Here is a 17,198-nt window from a genome sequence, read left to right on the forward strand (position 1 = left end):
GCACCCTAGGCAGCAGGGTCGTCTTGCCCGGCCCTTGGCCTCCAACGTGAAGCAATTTGCCAGCAGCGGCTTGGGCGCCGCTCAATCTCCGTAGGGCAAGCCCGCCAGGGGTTGGGCGCCAGCACTGCCGCTGGCCACCTCACCCAGCTCCCAGGCGGTGTAGCCGGCTTGCTGGCAGACGGCGAGGGCCTCGGATACGGCGGAGGCAGGCAGCACCAGGCAGAAGCCCACCCCCAGATTGAAGGTGTTCCAGAGATCCGCCTCCGGCACCTCGCCGGCCTCCTGCAGCCAGCTGAACAGGGGGGGGCGCTGCCAGCTGTTGGGGTCGATCACGCCATGCACGCCAGCAGGGAGGCAGCGGGGCAGGTTTTCCGGCAGGCCGCCCCCGGTGATGTGGGCCATGCCGTGGATCGGCAGGCCGTTGGTCAGGAGGGCTTTCACAAGGGCTCCGTAGAGGCGGGTGGGGGTGAGCAGGGCTTGAATCAGGGGCTGATCGCTACCTGGCAACGGGGTGCGTTCGTCCACCGCCTGGATGTCGAGGATCCGACGCACCAGGCTGAATCCATTGCTGTGCACACCACTGCTCGCCACCGCCACGATGCGGTCGCCGGCAACCACGGCGCGGCCATCGATCACTGCGCTGGCCTCCACCACGGCCACGCAGAAGCCCGCCAGGTCGTAGCGGCCTGGACCATAGAAGCCGGGCATCTCTGCGGTTTCCCCGCCCAGGAGGGCGCAGCCGCTCTGCCGGCAGCCCTCAGCGATGCCTTGCACCACCTCGGCCATGGCCTCAGGGCTGAGTTTGCCGGTGGCGATGTAGTCGAGGAAGAACAGGGGTTCTGCCCCACTGGTGATCACGTCGTTGACGCACATCGCCACCAGGTCGATGCCCACGTCGTGGTGACGGCCGTGGGCTTGGGCCAGCTCGAGCTTGGTGCCGACCCCGTCGGTGCCCGCCACCAGCAGCGGCTCCCGCAGGCCTGCCGGCAGTCGGCAGAAGCCACCGAACCCGCCAAGACCACCCACGACCTCTGGGCGATGGGTGGCTTCCACGCTGGCGCGGATCCGATCCACAAACGCCCGGCCTGCGACCACGTCCACGCCGGCAGTGCGGTAGTCCATCCCGTCGAAGTCCATCAGGTGCTGTCTCCTGATCCTCCAACGCCAGCCGTCCGCCCTCAGCGGGCGGCCGGTCACGCCCAGTCGATGGACGATTGGCAGATTGGCACATACGGCTATTAGCTGCGCTGATGACCGTCATTTGGGTCGCTGATGCCGGGGTGGCTTGCTGACGGTGGCTCAGCCCTGTTAGGGCCTGCGCTCGGGGATTTGATGACAAATTCTGATCGGTTCTTGGGGTGTCGTTTTTGACCGAAACCGCCCGCGACGGCCGTTAACTTTGCGTCGTTGTCAATTCCCGATAGGAACTCCGAACGCGAATTCGCATCTCAACTCCATTCAGTTTGAGTTCGAATCCAACGCTGACGAATCATCGATTGGCCGTGAAGCTTTCGCTTTCGGCTGGTGATTGCTGCTCCTGCAGCGGGTTTCGTTTGTTATGCGTCGCACTTTCTCCCTGGGGGCCCTTGCCCTGCTTCTCTCAGGAAGCGCCTTGGTTCCTGCCATCGCCGAATCCAGCCGCGCAGCCACCACCAACGATGCCGTTGCCGTGGCTACGCCGAGCTCAGAGGTCCAAGGCCCCAGCAACGACGTTGCCATTCGTGAGGCCGACAGCGAATCCGCGCCTGCGGAGAGCCTGATCAAGCAGGCTCCCCCTACTCCCATTGCTCCGGCCCCGAAGCCGGCTCCCCGGGTGGTGCATTCCGCTAAAGGTGAGGCCAGCTGGTACGGCCCTGGTTTTTATGGCAATCGCACCGCCAACGGCGAGGTGTTTCGCCCCGGCACCCTCACGGCTGCCCACCGCACCCTGCCCTTCGGCACCAAGGTTCGGGTCACCAATCTCTGGAATGGTCGCAGCACCGTGGTGCGCATCAACGATCGCGGTCCCTTCCATGGCAACCGAGTGATCGATCTGGCCCATGGCGCGGCCCATTCCTTGGGTGTCACCGCCAGTGGTATCGCCCAGGTGCGCCTCGACGTGCTCCAGTGATCTGAGCTGCTCGGCAGCTCTCCTCCAGCCCATCCGCCAACCTGGCGGATGGGCTTTGTGTTGTTTGCCCGCTGTCTTCCCGTGCAGTTGCTCCACACCCGAGACGATTTGCGCGCCTGGCGGCATGAGCAGGCCGGTTCGGTGCAGTTTGTTCCCACGATGGGGGCTCTGCATGCGGGGCACCAGCAGCTGATCCGGCGGGCGGCGGAGCCTTGGGGTGGTGCCATCTCCCCCGTGCTGGTGAGCGTGTTTGTCAATCCGCTCCAGTTCGGCCCCGGCGAAGATCTCGACGCCTACCCGCGCGACCTCAGCACCGACATCGCGTTGGCCGCTGCCGCCGGCGCCACGGCGTTATTTGCCCCGAGCGTGGCCGAGATTTATCCCCAGGGAGAGGCTGGATTGACCCGGATCAGCCCGCCGCTGGCCCTGCGCCAGGTGTTGTGTGGCCGCAGCCGTCCGGAGCATTTTGAGGGGGTGGCCACCGTGGTGGTGCGGCTGCTGACCCTGGTGCGACCGGACCGGTTGTGGCTTGGCGAGAAGGACTGGCAGCAGCTGGTGATCCTGCGCCGGGTGGTGGCGGATCTGGGCCTACCGCTGCGGATTCAGGGCTGCGCCACCGTGCGGGAGGCCGACGGGCTGGCCTGCAGCTCCCGCAACCGTCGCCTCTCCCCCCCCCAGCGTCAGCAGGCTGCGGCCCTGCCCGCCAGCTTGTCCGCTATCGCCGCCGAGGTGGCGGCCGGGCTGTGTCAGGCCGGGGACGTGACCGCCCGCTTGTCTCGCCAGTTGGAGGCGGCGGGGCTGCTGGTGGATTATGTGGAGTTGGTGGCTGCCCATAGCCTGGAGCCGTTGCCGCAGGTGCAGGGCATGGCTCTGTTGGCCGCGGCGGTGCACTGCGGCCCGAGCCGCCTGATCGATCACGTGTTTCTGATGTCTCGCCAGCCGATCGTTGCCATTGATGGTCCGGCGGGGGCGGGCAAGAGCACCGTCACCCGGGCCTTCGCCAAGCGGCTGGGGTTGATCTACCTCGATACCGGCGCGATGTACCGGGCCCTCACCTGGTGGGTGCAGCACCAGCGCGCCGACCCGGCTGATGCGGCAGCGGTGGAGCCGCTGCTGGTGGATCTCAATCTGCAGCTGCGCTCCGGCTCCGGTGGCGAGCAGCAGGTGAGCATCAACGGTCACGACGTCACCGCGGCCATTCGCAGCCCTGAGGTCACCGCTCAGGTATCGGTGGTGGCAGCCCATGGTTGCGTGCGCCAGGCGCTCACTGCCCAGCAGCAGGCGATGGGGCGCCTGGGGGGGCTGGTGGCCGAGGGCCGGGACATCGGTACGGCCGTGTTCCCCGATGCGGAACTCAAGGTGTTTCTGACGGCCACGGTGGCCGAGCGAGCCCGTCGCCGTGCCCTTGATCTGGAGCAGCGGGGCTTTGCGGTGCCTCCCCTGGCCGAGCTCGAAGCCCAGATCGCCGAGCGCGACCACCTCGATTCCAGCCGGGAGGTGGCCCCGCTGCGGCAGGCCGACGATGCGGTGGAGCTGGTGACCGACGGCCTGCCCATCGAGGCGGTGATCCAGGCCCTGGTGGATCGTTTCCGGGAGCGGGTGCCGGAAGAGGCCTGGCCAACGCCGGCGGCTTAGCGGTCCAGGGCCTGCAGCAGTCCAGTGCAGGCATCCTCCAGCAGATCGAGCACCTGCTCAAAACCCTCTTCGCCGCCGTAATAGGGGTCAGGCACCTCGTGGGCGTCAAAGCGGCTGCAGTAGCCCACCAGGGGCTCGATGCGGGCCTGCTGCCCGTGAGCGCCCGCTGCAGCGCAGGAGCGGCCTTCCCGTGCCAGGGCCTGCACGTGGGCAAGGTTGGCGGCATCCATGGTGAGGATGTGATCAAAGCGGTCCAGGTCGCTGAGCTCCAGCTGGCGGGCCCGGCTGGTGAGGGCTATTCCGCGCTGGCTGGCGGCTGCGCGCATGCGTGGATCAGCGGCCTTGCCCACATGCCAGCCCCCCGTTCCGGCTGAATCCACTAGGAAGCGGTCTGCTGCTCCCGCCTGGGTTAGTTGGTGTAGGAACACCCCCTCAGCGGCGGGGGAGCGGCAGATGTTCCCCAGGCAGACGAACAGCACTCGCTTCATTGGGGCTCCAGGCGCGACAGTGCCAACTTCGCGCGCCGCTGAACCACCGGGGGGGTGTCTTCGGTTGCTTCGCTGAGTGTGACCAACCCATTGCGGGCCTGCTGCAACTCTGTGGCGTCTGGGGAAAGCCCCTCGGCGAGGGACTCCAGTCCTACGGCCACCGCGTAGCGCACGACCCATTCACCATCGGCCGTGGCGGCCAGCAGGGCCGCCAGGCAGCGCTGGCGCACCTGGTGCTGCTCTGCCTCAGCCAGGGCGCCCAGCTGCAGCTGGCCCAGACCTTTGGCCGCGGCTCGGCGCACACTGGCGGCCACATCGCTGCCGAGGGCATCTAGCAGCAGCTCTAGCCCGCGCACATCGCCGATGCCGGCGAGGGCGCGCACTGCCCAGGCCCGGGCTCCGTAGTTGTCAGGGTCGAGCTGCAACAGGGCCTCCACGGCTGCTGTCCCCAGGCTGATCAGCCCGTTCACGGCGGCTACTGCCGCGCCGGGGTTGTTGAAGCCCAACACCTCCACCAGGACTGGGGCTGCGCTGGCATCGGCGCAGCTGGCCAGTTCCTGGGTGGCTTGCAGTAGGGCCAGGGCGCTGCCGGCCTGTTGCAGGGCTGCAATTCGGGCTGCCACCGGTGAAACCTGGCTCATAGCAAAAGGTCCATGCAGGCCAGCAGGGCTTCGTCGCCGGGGTCGCCGTTGCCCTGTTCCACCAGCCCCCGCAGGGCCATCAATTTCAGACTGTTCTCTGCCCGGGTGGCGGCAATGGCTTTGAATCCGGGCCGCCAGCCGGCGGTGCCTAGATCCATCAGGGCTGCACGACGCACCGGCAGCTGGGGATGGTCAAGTAGGTCCACAAGCAGTTCCCCCCAGCACGCCTCACCGCTCAATTGCAGCAGGGTGCGCGCCGCAGCGCTGCGGATCACGGGGCGCTCGTGGGCAAGAAAGGGTTTCACCACGGCCAGCACCCGCGGCTCGTTGACACCGATGTCGCCCAGGGCTTCCAGGAGGGCTTCACAGGGTTCCACTAGACGGGTGCTGTTGGCCTGCTGGGCGCCGGCCACGGTGGGGCCGCTGGCTAGCCTCTGGCAGAGAGCCTCAATGGCCTCGCTCGCAGCGAGTTCGCCTAGGGCCCGGGCTGCTGCTTCTCGCAATTTGTCGTCGGCATCCTGCAGGGTGTCGAGTAGGTCGGGGATGGCCGCTTGCGCTGCTGGAGCCAGTTTGCCGAGGGCGCGGGCGGCATTGCGGGCTACTGCGTTCTCCTCAACGCCGGCCCCGCTATCCCTGGGCCGGCGCTGGCGTAGGGCTTGTTGCAACAGGGGCACCGCCTCCGGGTGCTGGCTGCGCATCCGGCCTAGCCACCAGGCTCCGTAGTACTGCTGGGAGGAGTCTTCGCTCTGGCGGAGCCGGCGCAGGGCTTCCTGCTCACTGATGGGTTCGCCTGCTTGGGGGGGCCTGGCGTCGGCTTCGGCCATGGGTGCTGTTGCGTGACGCGGACACCTAGTGATGTTGCCAGCCCAGGGCTGGTTCCAAATTTCAGCTTGGGCATGATTCCGGCAGGTCCGCTGAGGGCTGGCTCTGAATGAGTGAGAGCTAGCCGCAGTACTAATGCTCATGGCGGGCCAATTACTAAGGTCGTGAACTCTTCGCAAAGGGGCAAACCAATCCAGGGCGCCCCCTCTAAGTTGCTGCCCATAGACCTGTTCCTCAGACTGGCACCTATGGCTGTTGCGCTCGCCTCCCAACTGCGTGAAGGCACCAAAAAAGCCCACACGATGGCTGAGAACACCGGCTTCGTGAGCTGCTTCCTCAAGGGGGTGGTGGACAAGGCCAGCTACCGCACCCTGGTGGCCGACCTCTTCTTCGTGTACTCCGCCATGGAGGAGGAGATCGGGCGTCTGCGGGCTGAGGGGCATCCGGTGGTGGGCCCGGTGGGCTTCCCGGAGCTGAACCGCTGCGAAACCCTCGAGCAGGATCTCGCCTATTACTTCGGCGACAGCTGGCGCAGTGCCGTGAAGGCCACGCCGGCCGCCCAGGAGTATGCGGCTCGATTGCATCAGTTGGCCAAGGAGGCCCCCGAGCTGCTGGTGGGTCACCATTACACCCGCTACATCGGCGATCTTTCCGGCGGCCAGATCCTCAAGAACATCGCCCAGAAGGCGATGAACCTGGGAGAACACGACGGCCTGCGCTTCTACGAATTCGACGCGATCCCCGACGAGAAGGCCTTCAAGACCAATTACCGCGCCACCCTGGATTCCCTGCCGATCGACCAGGCCATGGCCGACCGCATTGTTGAGGAAGCGAACCACGCCTTCCACCTCAACATGACGATGTTCCAGGAGCTGGAGGGCAACCTGATCGCCGCCATCGGCAAGGTGTTGTTCGGCTTCCTCACCCGCCGTCAGCGTTCTGGCAGCACGGAAGTGGCGGCGGCCTGAGGCTTGGCGGCGGTTGGACCGGACCCATCAGTCCTCGATTAAATCAACGCTCACCAGCCGGGTGAGGCCTCCAGTGGTGGCCGGGTCGATGGTGCCTGGCTTGAAGTTGGCCTGAAACCACCACTGGCGACCATCCTTGCTGCGCCGCTCCACACGGAAGTTGTCCAGTCCCTGCTCCCGCAGTGCCAGTTGCAAAGCATCTCCGCTGCAGCCGGCGCAAGTGACGGAAAGTGGCGGTAGCCCAGGCACTTCAACGCAATAGACGGGCATGGGCTTACGGCGACAGCTCAGGTTGCCATAGGAACCGAGTAGGGCTCAGGGAGCGTCATCCGTAGCGATGACAACGCAACCCCCCATCCGGCAGGCCTAGGGTTGCAAAACTTCACGATTTGGCTTCGCGGGATGACTTCTACCCCTGATCTGGCCTCGCTTTATCAGTTGCTGTCTCTCCAAGAGCGCCCGATCCTGCCCTCGGGCGAGCGTCGCGCAATCCTGGGTTGTGGCTACGTAGGCGAAGCGGTTGCCAAATCCTGGAAGCAGGAAGGGCATGCACTCTGGGGCACCACAACCCGGCGTGAACGCTTGGCAGAGCTGGCTGACCTAGTCGAGAATCCGTTGGTTTTTGATTCAACGGATCCCTCCAGCAGCCTGGACTTCGCGGCAGATCTCGACGGCATCTTGGTGTCCTTCGCTCCGTCAAAGAGTTCCAGTGTTGAGCTGAACCAATACGAGCAGACCTTTCTTGGCGGCCTGCAACGGCTGATCGAAACGCTTAGCCGTCGGCCTGTCAGCTCGCCACTGCAACTTGTTCACCTGAGCAGCTGTGGCGTGTATGGCAACCGGCAGGGAGCGCTCACACGTGAGAGCGATCCAACTGATTCAAATCATCCAGTGAACTCCGTGCTCGTGAGGGCAGAGCAGATGATTGCGTCGGTCCGCACCGAATCGATCAAGGTCTGCGTGTTGCGCCTCGGTGGCATATATGGGCCTGGACGCGATATTCCGGGCATGTTGCTTAGTGCAGCTGGCGGCTTAGTGCAGCGTAATGGCTTGAATGTGCCGTGCTGGATTCACCGCGACGACATCGTTCGAGGTATCAAATTCGCCTTTGACCAAGGCCTGAATGACACATATAACCTGGTCAATGACACCCAGTACAACGGTCAGGAGCTCACAGATCGGTTGTGTGAGCGCGCTGGCCTGCCACTGGCAAAGTGGTTGACCAGAGACACCAGCGATCGAATCCTTAATGCGCGGGTGAGTAATGAGAAGCTTAAGCAGCTTGGCTTCAGCCTTTCTCATCCATGCATGGTGGGCTGATAGCGACGTTCTATCCAGGCCAGTAGATTGTAATTGGCATCGAACTCCATTGTCAGATGCACAAAGTTTTGACGATCTAGTACGCAGCCGAAGTGGAGGTCAAATGATTGCTTTGACAAACTCTCAGGAAGGCTGCAGATTAAATTATCTTCAAATAGCCCATTTGCTTCATTCTTAATAAACCATTCGCTACAGAATGGCGCCAACCGCTGTTTTGAAATCGCAATTCTAGAACTGAATCCGGGTCTGATCACTGATTCCACTCCTTGCCAGCCAAAGACGGTCTCGAATACCGCCTCCAACGATTGAAACTGAGCGCGTTCCGGGTCAGGACTAGTGCGTTGGCAGCGGAAGGGTGTGGCGGCGATTGAGTCCAGCAGCATCTCTCCATCCGGTTGTTGCTGGTAAAGCGCAACCAGCATCGAACGACTGCGGCCGCTGAAGAAGTTCACTTCATGCCCAGCACGCGTGCAACTGCCTGCCATTTGCAGGCTCGACTGACCTGCAGTCTGCGGAAAATGCCAGCAGTTGTGGCTGAGGTTGTAGTTGTGCCGATATAGGGGGAAGCGGCGTTCTCCACCCGGTGCGAATCGAAGGCCTGTTCCATGCCATTCACCCGTATGCGCATCCGAGAAGCGGATGGCGTAATGCGAGGCCTCCGGGTTGACGGTGCCCTGCTTCATATTCATGCCGTCGCTGTTGCGGCCGTACCAGGTGGTTGTTCCTTGCCAGTCGCCATCAAAGCTGGCGCGCATGAGGTTCCATTGGCGATCAGCTGCGGCTTTGGCGTGGATGTCTAAATCTTCCATTGTCTTTAGTTCGGTAGTCGGGTTTTCCAGAATCGTTCTTTCGTGATCAGAGGTCCGAGGCGAAAAGTTTATGGGGCTCTCAGGCCATTATCCGCTGGCTAAAGATCCTTGGGGCTGGGGTGTGCCTTAATCCACTTCGCTGCCAAGGCCGACCCTAAATATTTCTTAATCAATCGAGCGAGTGCAGCTGCAAGCGTTTGTTGGCCTATGGTGATGTGCTGCCTCATGATCGCCAAGCCATGTCCAAGGTAGGTGTTCTCCTGCTAAACCTCGGGGGTCCGGAGCGCATCCAGGATGTCGGCCCTTTTCTCTACAACCTGTTCTCGGACCCCGAGATCATCCGGCTACCCAACCCAGCTCTGCAGAAACCTCTGGCTTGGCTGATCAGCAGTCTGCGGGCGAGAAAGTCGCAGGAGGCTTATCGCTCTATCGGCGGGGGCTCGCCACTGCGGCGAATCACTGAGCAGCAGGCGCGGGAGCTGCAGAGTGCCCTGCGTCTGCTTGGGATCGAGGCCACCAGCTACGTGGCGATGCGCTACTGGCACCCCTTCACCGAATCGGCGGTGGCAGATATTAAAGCCGACGCTGTGGATGAGGTGGTGGTGCTGCCTCTTTATCCCCATTTCTCGATTAGCACCAGCGGTTCCAGTTTTAGGGAGCTTCAGCGTCTTCGTCAGGCTGATCCTGTCTTCGCAGCGTTGCCGATTCGATGCATCCGCAGCTACCACGATGACCTGGGCTATATCGACGCCATGGCCGGGCTGATCGCCCGCGAGATCCAGGCCTGCCCAGATCCAGATACCGCCCACGTGTTCTTCAGTGCCCACGGTGTTCCTAAAAGCTACGTGGAGGAAGCGGGCGATCCCTACCAAGGGGAGATCGAAACCTGCGCCCGGTTGATCATTGAGAAGTTGGAGGCCACATTGGGCTACAGCAACTCTTTCACCCTCGCTTACCAGAGCCGGGTGGGCCCTGTGGAGTGGCTCCAGCCCTACACCGACGAGGCATTGGAGGAGCTAGGACGGCAGGGTGTGAAGGATCTGGTAGTTGTGCCGATCAGTTTTGTGAGCGAGCACATCGAGACCCTCGAAGAGATCGACATCGAGTATCGCAAGCTGGCTTTCGAATCGGGCATCACCAACTTTCGGCGTGTGCCGGCGCTTGACACCAACCCTGCGTTCATCCAGGGGCTTGCACGACTCGTCCAGCAGGCCCTGGATGGACCCGAAGTGAATCTTGACCAGGCGGCGGCTTTGCCCAGCACTGTGAAGCTCTACCCCCAAGACAAGTGGGCTTGGGGCTGGAACAACAGCTCAGAAGTGTGGAATGGCCGTTTAGCTATGGTCGGATTCTCCGCTTTTCTAGTGGAGCTGATCAGTGGAAGTGGGCCTCTTCATGCCATAGGCCTACTTTGATCTCCTTTTTGCTAGGGATAGTGTCTGTCCAGATCAAACAACACCTCATGAATATATGTCTCGGTCCACTCTGCACCGTGAAAGCGGCTGAGCATCCCCCTTGCTGGATCTTTCTCTGCCCGGTAGCTGGTGTAGCGCCTTTGGCCATTGAGCAATATCGCTGAGCGATCGTCTGCTACGGGGGGCGCTTCATCCACGAGCTGTAAATAAAGCTTTAAATACTCAGCAAAGGCTTGAAATATGATGGTGCTGATCAGCTCATCGGAGGCTACGCCCAAAGGCAGACGGGTCCAGAGAAATGCAGGCGAAAAGTAAGGTTCTGCCTCAGCAGGAATGGGCCCGCCATCGGGTAAGTGAGGTTTCCAGCTGTTAAAAATTGGGAGCAAGCGATCCCAGACAGGTTGGGTATGGAGGGAATCGCTGCGGTCAACCGGCTGCAGGTCAAGGGCTAGCAGATGGCCTGAGGGCAGCGTGACCAAATCGGCTCCGAAGAAAGGCAGATCAAAGCGGCAGTTGGGATTGATGACTAGGTTCAGCACGGACGCTGCTGGCCCCGCCTCCACGCAAGCGGCCCTCACCTGGCGAAGCTTGTTGGTTTGACAGGCCCAGGTTGCAGTTTGCACAACTACCGGCTGTGCCTTCGAACCGGTGGATCCGGTTTTTTGCAGAAACTGCTCCGGCACGGGGTAGGCGGTTGGCTCCAATGCCTGAAGCATTTTGACTGCATGATCAAGAAAGGGCTGCCAACGCCAACCGGGGATTCTGACCTGGTCAAGGCTGCAGCTTTGCGGTGCTGTCATTGCTGCGGGCTAGATGGGAAGAGGAACTCGTGCAGAAAGCGATCCGACCAAGCCTTGCCGAAGTGGCTGCTAAACAGTCCGTGAGCCGGATCTCTTTCGGCGCTATAGACATCGTATGCCTCCTGCAGGGTTTTCACCTTTTCTGCTGTAACAATGGAAGTGCGTTGGCCGGCTTCGGCGCTGAGCTGCCAGTAGCAGTCGAGAAAGGCAGTGAAAGCTCTGGGCAACGATTCCTGCGCCTCCTCAGCTCCTCCACGGCAGAACAGCAGCCATGGCGAGAAATATTGGTTTGGATCAAATGAGCGCATGGCCTCAGCACCGTGAAGATCCGGGTGGCGAGAAATAAGTTCTTTTAGGCCTCGATAATAGGTGTCAAGATAATTTTGATCCTGCAGTAGTGGCTGAAAATCAAGCACTGCGACCAGCTTGCCGCGGGTGCCGAACCAAAGGAGATCGATTCCCATCAGGGGCTGATCGTTGTTGTATTCGGGATAGGCCACCGAATTCAACACTTGCAGGCTGTCCCCCGCGTCCATCCTGGTCACCCGCCAGCGTCGGAACCCAGGCACCTGCCAGAGCCAGCTTTGGATCACGCTCTGCCTCTTCGGGGAGCGACATTCAGCTAGCCCATCGGGTGGGGCAATGGGCTGCGCTCCAGACCTTTCCAGCCTGCTATTGAGCTCTTGCAAAAAAGGGTCAAACATCTCGGAGCGCTCAGGAGCAGGGTGGGTTAACGGAAACCGGCGGCCATGGAATCGGCGCTTTCCCGAAGCGCCTGCAGAGTTGCGTCGGAGGGGCAACGAAGCTCCGTGCAGTAGGTGGTCATCGACACACCATCGAGACACTGCACTGAGCTCACCCGCATTCGCACCTGATCCGTGACGAACCAGCAGCGCTCCGTGCCGACATTGCTGTCGTAGCGCGTGGTAACGGTCATGACGCCATCGGTGGAAAAGGTGTATTGACTGAGGACGGGCTGCTTCTCCACGTAGCCCTTGTCACGGACTAGGAAACCCTGAGAGGGATCTCCTGCGAGAGGGATATCTATTAATACTGCCGCTTGATCTTCTGCTCTGGCTAGGGGCTTTAGATTGCTTTCCCACCAGAAACGAGCCCCTCCTGCTGCTAAATGAGGGTTGATATTGAGAGCTAGGCATATCTGTGTGACGGCTGGATCCTCAGCGGAGAAGGGCTCGATAACAAGATTGGAATCGCCGAATTCATCATCTTGGTGGTCGAGGTGGTGTACAGCCCGCCGCGTCAGCCAGGACCCTCGACTGGCCGCCAAGAACTGGTCCATCGTTCGGGCTGGGTCCACGGGTGCCACGGGCGTGTGAGGGGGATGGGGGTTAGTCCTGCTCGGACTTCTGGGACTCAAGTTGAGCCAGAATTGCTTCTAGCTTCTGCAGCTCGGGATGCTGAGCCAGGGTGAATTCCACTTGCTTCTGAGGGAGCTTCAGTCTTTGCCCCATGCCGATCACATCTTTGATCAGTCGATCGCGGTAGGCCGCCAGCTGATCAATCGACTCCTGCAACTCCTGCCGACTCGGATCGGATGCGTTGAGTGCAGACGTGTCGGCGCGAGCGGTGGTGCCGTCGGACATGGGTTGCGTAGCGCGAAGGTCAGCATACGCAGTCGACCGCTGCGATTCACCAAACCGGCTGCGCCGTTCACCAGGGCTGCTCGGTTGTGGCGGATCGTCCTCAGCAGGGCGGCCGGGGTGAGTGGTTCGTCATGGCGGCGTCGTGGGCACCGGCATTCCAAAGGTCAGCCTCCTCAAATGGGATTCGCTTGGCCGATGTTTGGACGATGTTGGTGAACAGGCGCAGAGCGGCATCAAGCTGGCAAAGCCGCTTCAGCGGCTGGGCTCTTTGTAGCCGGCGGCGCCCCAACATGCGCTGCACGAGCCTGCCGGTTTTTGCACGACCTAGGCCTGATCATCGGATTTGCAGGCCCTTGAACTGGTCAGCTCCCCAGCCGGCCATCGCGGCTGGGGAGCTGGACACATGTCCTCCACCACTGGGTACTCTGATTACGATCCGCAACCACCGGAGCCGTTGCTGACCGTCCTGGGCAAAGCGAGCCGGTGCCAGCAGCCGATCGGTCGTGGCCGGGCTCCACTGCAGCAGCAATGCCTTGAGAACCGGTCGAATCTCCAGGTGACCATGGTTTCAATTGCCACCACAAGCGTGGGCAACACCGCCGCCAGGCGTTTGCCGCAGCGATGGTCGCTGGCCTCCCACAGGGTCTCCAGGAGTCGCATCACTCGGGGCCACAGCGTCTCCGGCCGGCAGCAGCCGCAGCCGCAGCCCCGATTTGCGCTGATACCCGCTGAGGTCCACCAGGCCATCCATCAGGGCAAGAGCAGCTGCAAACGGCTGCATTCCTGGTGAAAATGGAAGAAAAGATAAATCTCCCGGCGCTTTGTGGCGCAATTGGGTGGGAGTGCGTCCTTCCTTTTGCCAAAACCCTTTGCCAGCGCTGCCCTTTTAAGGTCGACAGCGATGGGTGACGAAAGTTTGCATGATTGCTTTGATCGGGGTCCTGAGGCTGGAGATAGCCGTAGTTTCCCCTTACGCCTTCCCCGGGAGGCAGCTAAGCCATGCAGCTCCAAGCAGATCTAATGATCTTCCCTGGCTGTCAACTGGCTGAGCACTAGAACCCCTGGCCCCTTTCCCATGCTCGACGCCTTTTCACGCGCTGTCGTCAGCGCAGATTCGAAGACTGCCCCAATTGGAGGCGGTGAGCTTGCTGCTCTCCGTAACTATGTTGCTGAGGGTAATAAGCGTCTAGACGCTGTTAACGCCATCACCAGTAATGCCTCCTGCATCGTTTCAGATGCAGTCACCGGCATGATCTGTGAAAACACTGGCCTGATCCAGGCTGGTGGCAACTGCTATCCCAACCGCCGCATGGCCGCCTGCCTGCGCGATGGCGAAATTGTGCTTCGCTACGTCAGCTACGCGCTGCTGGCAGGCGATGCCTCGGTTTTGGACGACCGCTGCCTGAACGGCCTCAAGGAGACCTACATCGCTCTGGGCGTTCCCCTTCAGTCTGCCGCCCGCGCTGTGGCCATCATGAAGGCTTCTTCCACAGCTCACATTAACGAGACAAACACCAGCGGCACCAACCCTGTGGAAACCCGTTTCCGCAAGATGGAAACCGTTCAGGGCGACTGCTCCGCTCTAGTGGCAGAAGCTGCTACCTACTTTGACCGTGTGATCAGCGGCCTCAGCTGATTCATCCGAAGAGATTGCTTTTTTAAACCACTACAACTCAATTAAACGAGGATCTTCACGATGAAGTCTGTTGTGACCACTGTTGTGACCGCCGCTGATGCCGCTGGTCGCTTCCCCTCCCAGAACGACCTGGAAGCTGTTCAGGGCAACATTCAGCGAGCTACTGCTCGTCTTGAAGCTGCTGAAAAGCTGGCTGCCGGTCTGGACAAAGTGACGAAGGAGGCTGGTGACGCTTGCTTCAGCAAGTACCCCTACCTCAAGCAAGCCGGCGAAGCTGGTGAGAACCAGGTCAAGGTGGACAAGTGCTACCGCGACATCGCTCACTATCTGCGTCTGATCAACTACTGCCTGGTTGTGGGCGGCACCGGCCCTCTCGATGAGTGGGGCATTGCCGGAGCCCGTGAGGTGTACCGCACCCTGCGCCTGCCTACCGCTGCTTACGTAGAAGCGCTCACCTTCACCCGCGATCGGGCTTGCGCCCCTCGGGACATGAGCCCCCAGGCTCTCAACGAGTTGAAGTCGTACCTTGATTACGCCATCAACGCCCTCTCCTGATCAGTTTCTGATTAATTGTTGAGGACAACCCAGGGAGGCCTTCGGGCCTCCTTTTTTATGTGAAAATCAGGCGTTGCCTACCCTCCCCCTCTTCTCGATGGAAATGGAAGCATTAGATATCTTATTTGATGATCTCGCCCACCCTAATCCTTATATTCAAAGCCAGGCTTTTATGGCTATGGTCAGGGATTGGCCTCAGCAAGCTCTTCCTCGCCTGCTTGGTCTGTTGGCCCAACCGGATATAGCTTTACGCAGGGCTTCTGTTCGTGGTATTGGCGCCTTTGGTGCGGCAGCCTTGCTGCCCTTAGCGGATCTTCTTATGGCTAGCACGGACAGCACTATCCGCGCCAGCTGCGTGAAGGCCTATGCCCAGGTGGCTTCAAACCAGCCTGGGATCCATTTCCCCGAGACAGCGATGCGGGCTCTCGAGGAGGCACTCAGCGACGACTCACCCGTTGTGGCTGTTGCTTCGGTGATGGCCCTTGGGCAGGTTGGTGGGCAGGCGGTGCCGCTGTTGCTAAGAGTGGTGGGTGGAGATAATCCAGCCCAGGCGGTAGCTGCTGTCAATGCACTTGCCCAAATTGATGATCCTGCAATCGAACCGATTCTTAAGGATCTGCAGCATCAACCACAGGTAGATAGTTATGTGCGAGAGACCCTTGAATCAGCCCTAGCTCGAATAAGTGACCTGCAAGCGCGTCAACCTCAGCCGGGCTGACGCGAGACGATAAGCATCCTCACTTGCTCAGCTGACTGATTGCTAGTTCGAGCACTAATCTGACTCCAGGTTGTACTTCCTGTTCCACACTTGCTTGTAATGTAGGCAATGCATCCCTGGCTCCTAGCTTCATCAGCGATAGAGCAGCGTTTTTGCGAACCTGTTCTTCCGAGTCGGTGAGCAGGGGGAGCAGGCGCGGACAGGCCCATTCTGGCTCCTGCAACTTCCCCATCAGCGTTGCAGCTTCTGCCCGCACTTCGGAGTCCAGGTCACCCAGCGCGGTTAGCAGCAGCTGCCTCGCCTCGTCATCCCCCAGAGCCTGGATCTGTTCGCCGAGAGCTGCTATTGCTGCCGCTCTTATCCTTGCATCAGGAGAGCTGGCTGCTTGGCGAAGCGCTTCGGGCGCCTTGGCGCCGATAAAAGCAATCCCCCAGCTGGCCAGCCCCTGCTGCATGGCCGAAGCTTTTGGATGAACCAGCACTGAGAGGAGTGGATCGAGAGCCTGCTTGCCGACTGCAGCCATCGCTCCGACCGCTGATCCCTGCACAACGGGATCCGAATCTGAGAGCAGGGTTTCGAGTAAGACGGGCAAGGCAGCTGGATCTGCAATCAGGGTCAGAGTCTTAGCTGCAGCACGTCGAACGGTGACGTTGTCGTGAGACTGCAATGCACGGCAGAGTGTTGGCACCGCTGCAGCACCCACTGCTCCAAGGCTTTCGGCAAAGGTGAGCCGCATCAAGCCCCTGGTATCGCCGAGACCAGCCACCATGCGCTCAATTGCTGGGGTGTCGGATGAAGGAACTAACCCCTGACGAAGTTGGGAACGCAGCTCTGCAGCCAGAATGTTGGCTTCTTCAACGCTCAGTTGCTGGATCCCAGATGCGGGGGTAGCGGACAGCTCGGCAGACAAGGTTCCCTCCTATTGGACAAATTATCAGGGATAGCCGCTGCGATCCTATGGTGGGCTTAACAAGATCAGGACATGACACGCTTTTTGCTCTCCCACAACCTTCAGGTGGCTTCCGAAAGCCTGAAAGCCCTCAATTCCGCCGATCTGGCGGCGGGGCTTGTTGCGCACCTATCCACCGATTTCCATGTTCAGGCACTGAGCCACCCCCACTGGTTGGTTCAGGTGGAAGCGGATCTGCTGCCCATTGATCTGGCCAAGGCCATGCTCCAAGCCTGGCGTCAGCTGCGCTGCTCTACAGGCGCTACAGATGATGCGTGCCAGCTTTTGGCCTTGGGTGGTCGTAAGGACGATCAAGGAGCCTCTGGAGCGTTGTTGCAGAGGGGCGACTGGGGGGTCGATGTGGTGGAGACTCTGAACACAGCCGCTTTCCTTCAGTCGATTAACTGGGAATTGCTCAAACAGGGGCGTGCTCCTGATGGCGTGTTCGAGCTTCAGGGCTGAGCTGGGCTATTTGCGGCGGCGAGTGGATTGCCGTCCAGCTTTGGGTGATTCGCCTGGGTCGGTAGCCAATTTGGTCACCACTGCGGAAGCCGAGTTGGAAGCCTCTAGCGTTCCCACCTTCGTAACAGGGATTCCGTTCTGGTGTAGTTGCTGCATGGCCTGGCTCAGCATATGGCGCGGAACTAGCAGCTTCTGAGCAACTCTCTGGGGAGTTTCAGAATTGATGCTTGTAACAACCAGAAGTGCACCACATTGATGGGGTCCCA

General features: G+C 61.0%; 21 protein-coding genes. 9 read left to right on the forward strand and 12 right to left on the reverse strand.

Translation table 11 applies throughout. From position 1 onward, the window contains the following. Positions 1–81 precede the first annotated feature (81 nt). Positions 82–1,122, reverse strand: coding sequence for a phosphoribosylformylglycinamidine cyclo-ligase (gene purM, locus KBY57_RS08905; protein ID WP_254995534.1), 1,041 nt, complete (start codon positions 1,120–1,122; stop codon positions 82–84). A 436-nt stretch (positions 1,123–1,558) separates the two neighbouring features. Here purM and KBY57_RS08910 point away from each other — a divergent pair, with 436 nt between their 5' ends. Further along, positions 1,559–2,110 carry a septal ring lytic transglycosylase RlpA family protein gene (locus KBY57_RS08910; protein WP_254995489.1) on the forward strand — a complete coding sequence of 184 codons (552 nt, stop codon included), beginning with the start codon at positions 1,559–1,561 and terminating at the stop codon, positions 2,108–2,110. Between the two features lie 48 nt (positions 2,111–2,158). After that, complete coding sequence (locus tag KBY57_RS08915) at positions 2,159–3,745, forward strand: bifunctional pantoate--beta-alanine ligase/(d)CMP kinase (protein WP_254995490.1); 1,587 nt, start codon at positions 2,159–2,161, stop codon at positions 3,743–3,745. Here the strand turns inward: KBY57_RS08915 and KBY57_RS08920 are convergent. From KBY57_RS08920 to KBY57_RS08930, 3 genes are read right to left on the reverse strand one after another with little or no spacing between them, the layout of a single operon-like run. Then, a complete protein-coding gene (locus KBY57_RS08920; protein ID WP_094560009.1) occupies positions 3,742–4,233 on the reverse strand; it encodes a low molecular weight protein-tyrosine-phosphatase in 492 nt (163 codons plus the stop codon). The genes KBY57_RS08915 and KBY57_RS08920 overlap by 4 nt on opposite strands. Continuing rightward, a complete protein-coding gene (locus KBY57_RS08925; protein WP_254987904.1) occupies positions 4,230–4,856 on the reverse strand; it encodes a HEAT repeat domain-containing protein in 627 nt (208 codons plus the stop codon). The genes KBY57_RS08920 and KBY57_RS08925 overlap by 4 nt, the downstream gene beginning before the upstream one ends. Positions 4,857–4,870: 14 nt before the next feature. After that, positions 4,871–5,698: a HEAT repeat domain-containing protein gene (locus tag KBY57_RS08930; protein WP_254995491.1), complete on the reverse strand. Its 828-nt coding sequence runs from the start codon at positions 5,696–5,698 to the stop codon at positions 4,871–4,873. A gap of 246 nt (positions 5,699–5,944) precedes the next feature. Here KBY57_RS08930 and KBY57_RS08935 point away from each other — a divergent pair, with 246 nt between their 5' ends. After that, positions 5,945–6,664 (forward strand): heme oxygenase (biliverdin-producing), encoded by a 720-nt coding sequence (locus tag KBY57_RS08935; RefSeq protein ID WP_254995492.1) that lies wholly within the window; start codon positions 5,945–5,947, stop codon positions 6,662–6,664. Positions 6,665–6,691: 27 nt separating this feature from the next. Here KBY57_RS08935 and KBY57_RS08940 read toward each other — a convergent pair whose 3' ends face one another. Further along, on the reverse strand, positions 6,692–6,859 hold the full coding sequence (locus tag KBY57_RS08940) for a hypothetical protein (protein ID WP_158217044.1): 168 nt from the start codon (positions 6,857–6,859) through the stop codon (positions 6,692–6,694). A 207-nt stretch (positions 6,860–7,066) separates the two neighbouring features. Here KBY57_RS08940 and KBY57_RS08945 point away from each other — a divergent pair, with 207 nt between their 5' ends. Continuing rightward, positions 7,067–7,984, forward strand: a complete 918-nt coding sequence (locus tag KBY57_RS08945; RefSeq protein ID WP_254995493.1) for an NAD-dependent epimerase/dehydratase family protein — start codon at positions 7,067–7,069, stop codon at positions 7,982–7,984. On the opposite strand, the gene KBY57_RS08950 is transcribed toward KBY57_RS08945, so the two are convergent. After that, positions 7,963–8,793 carry a hypothetical protein gene (locus KBY57_RS08950; RefSeq protein WP_254995494.1) on the reverse strand — a complete coding sequence of 277 codons (831 nt, stop codon included), beginning with the start codon at positions 8,791–8,793 and terminating at the stop codon, positions 7,963–7,965. The two genes, KBY57_RS08945 and KBY57_RS08950, sit on opposite strands and share 22 nt — an antisense overlap. 239 nt (positions 8,794–9,032) lie before the next feature. On the opposite strand from KBY57_RS08950, the gene hemH reads away from it, so the two are divergent. Beyond that, positions 9,033–10,208 (forward strand): ferrochelatase, encoded by a 1,176-nt coding sequence (gene hemH / locus KBY57_RS08955; RefSeq protein WP_254995535.1) that lies wholly within the window; start codon positions 9,033–9,035, stop codon positions 10,206–10,208. A gap of 11 nt (positions 10,209–10,219) precedes the next feature. On the opposite strand, the gene KBY57_RS08960 is transcribed toward hemH, so the two are convergent. The 5 genes from KBY57_RS08960 to KBY57_RS08980 form a co-directional block, all read right to left on the reverse strand. After that, complete coding sequence (locus KBY57_RS08960; RefSeq protein ID WP_254987899.1) at positions 10,220–11,008, reverse strand: phycoerythrobilin:ferredoxin oxidoreductase; 789 nt, start codon at positions 11,006–11,008, stop codon at positions 10,220–10,222. Next, positions 11,005–11,712 carry a 15,16-dihydrobiliverdin:ferredoxin oxidoreductase gene (locus KBY57_RS08965; RefSeq protein ID WP_094560003.1) on the reverse strand — a complete coding sequence of 236 codons (708 nt, stop codon included), beginning with the start codon at positions 11,710–11,712 and terminating at the stop codon, positions 11,005–11,007. Before KBY57_RS08965 ends, KBY57_RS08960 begins: the two co-directional genes overlap by 4 nt. 26 nt (positions 11,713–11,738) lie before the next feature. Further along, a complete protein-coding gene (locus tag KBY57_RS08970) occupies positions 11,739–12,308 on the reverse strand; it encodes a phycobiliprotein lyase (RefSeq protein WP_254995495.1) in 570 nt (189 codons plus the stop codon). Positions 12,309–12,357: 49 nt separating this feature from the next. Then, the gene (locus KBY57_RS08975) at positions 12,358–12,612 is read right to left on the reverse strand and encodes a hypothetical protein (RefSeq protein ID WP_094560001.1); all 255 of its coding nucleotides are present in this window, start codon (positions 12,610–12,612) and stop codon (positions 12,358–12,360) included. A gap of 568 nt (positions 12,613–13,180) precedes the next feature. Continuing rightward, positions 13,181–13,393 (reverse strand): hypothetical protein, encoded by a 213-nt coding sequence (locus tag KBY57_RS08980; RefSeq protein ID WP_254995496.1) that lies wholly within the window; start codon positions 13,391–13,393, stop codon positions 13,181–13,183. Positions 13,394–13,687: 294 nt separating this feature from the next. Here KBY57_RS08980 and cpeB point away from each other — a divergent pair, with 294 nt between their 5' ends. The 3 genes from cpeB to KBY57_RS08995 all read left to right on the forward strand — a co-directional run bounded on the left by cpeB (position 13,688) and on the right by KBY57_RS08995 (position 15,521). Then, positions 13,688–14,248, forward strand: coding sequence for a class 1 C-phycoerythrin subunit beta (cpeB, locus tag KBY57_RS08985; protein ID WP_094559999.1), 561 nt, complete (start codon positions 13,688–13,690; stop codon positions 14,246–14,248). 60 nt (positions 14,249–14,308) lie between these two features. Beyond that, on the forward strand, positions 14,309–14,803 hold the full coding sequence (gene cpeA, locus KBY57_RS08990; RefSeq protein ID WP_094559998.1) for a class 1 C-phycoerythrin subunit alpha: 495 nt from the start codon (positions 14,309–14,311) through the stop codon (positions 14,801–14,803). Between the two features lie 73 nt (positions 14,804–14,876). Beyond that, the gene (locus KBY57_RS08995; RefSeq protein ID WP_233128540.1) at positions 14,877–15,521 is read left to right on the forward strand and encodes a HEAT repeat domain-containing protein; all 645 of its coding nucleotides are present in this window, start codon (positions 14,877–14,879) and stop codon (positions 15,519–15,521) included. 19 nt (positions 15,522–15,540) lie between these two features. Here the strand turns inward: KBY57_RS08995 and KBY57_RS09000 are convergent, their stop codons facing one another. Continuing rightward, positions 15,541–16,431, reverse strand: a complete 891-nt coding sequence (locus KBY57_RS09000; protein ID WP_254995498.1) for a HEAT repeat domain-containing protein — start codon at positions 16,429–16,431, stop codon at positions 15,541–15,543. 72 nt (positions 16,432–16,503) lie between these two features. Between KBY57_RS09000 and KBY57_RS09005 the strand changes: the two genes are divergently transcribed. After that, on the forward strand, positions 16,504–16,932 hold the full coding sequence (locus KBY57_RS09005) for a DUF2656 family protein (RefSeq protein WP_094559995.1): 429 nt from the start codon (positions 16,504–16,506) through the stop codon (positions 16,930–16,932). The last annotated feature ends 266 nt before the right edge of the window (positions 16,933–17,198 follow it).

Source organism: Cyanobium sp. Aljojuca 7D2, from assembly GCF_024346415.1.
Lineage (GTDB): Bacteria > Cyanobacteriota > Cyanobacteriia > PCC-6307 > Cyanobiaceae > Cyanobium_A.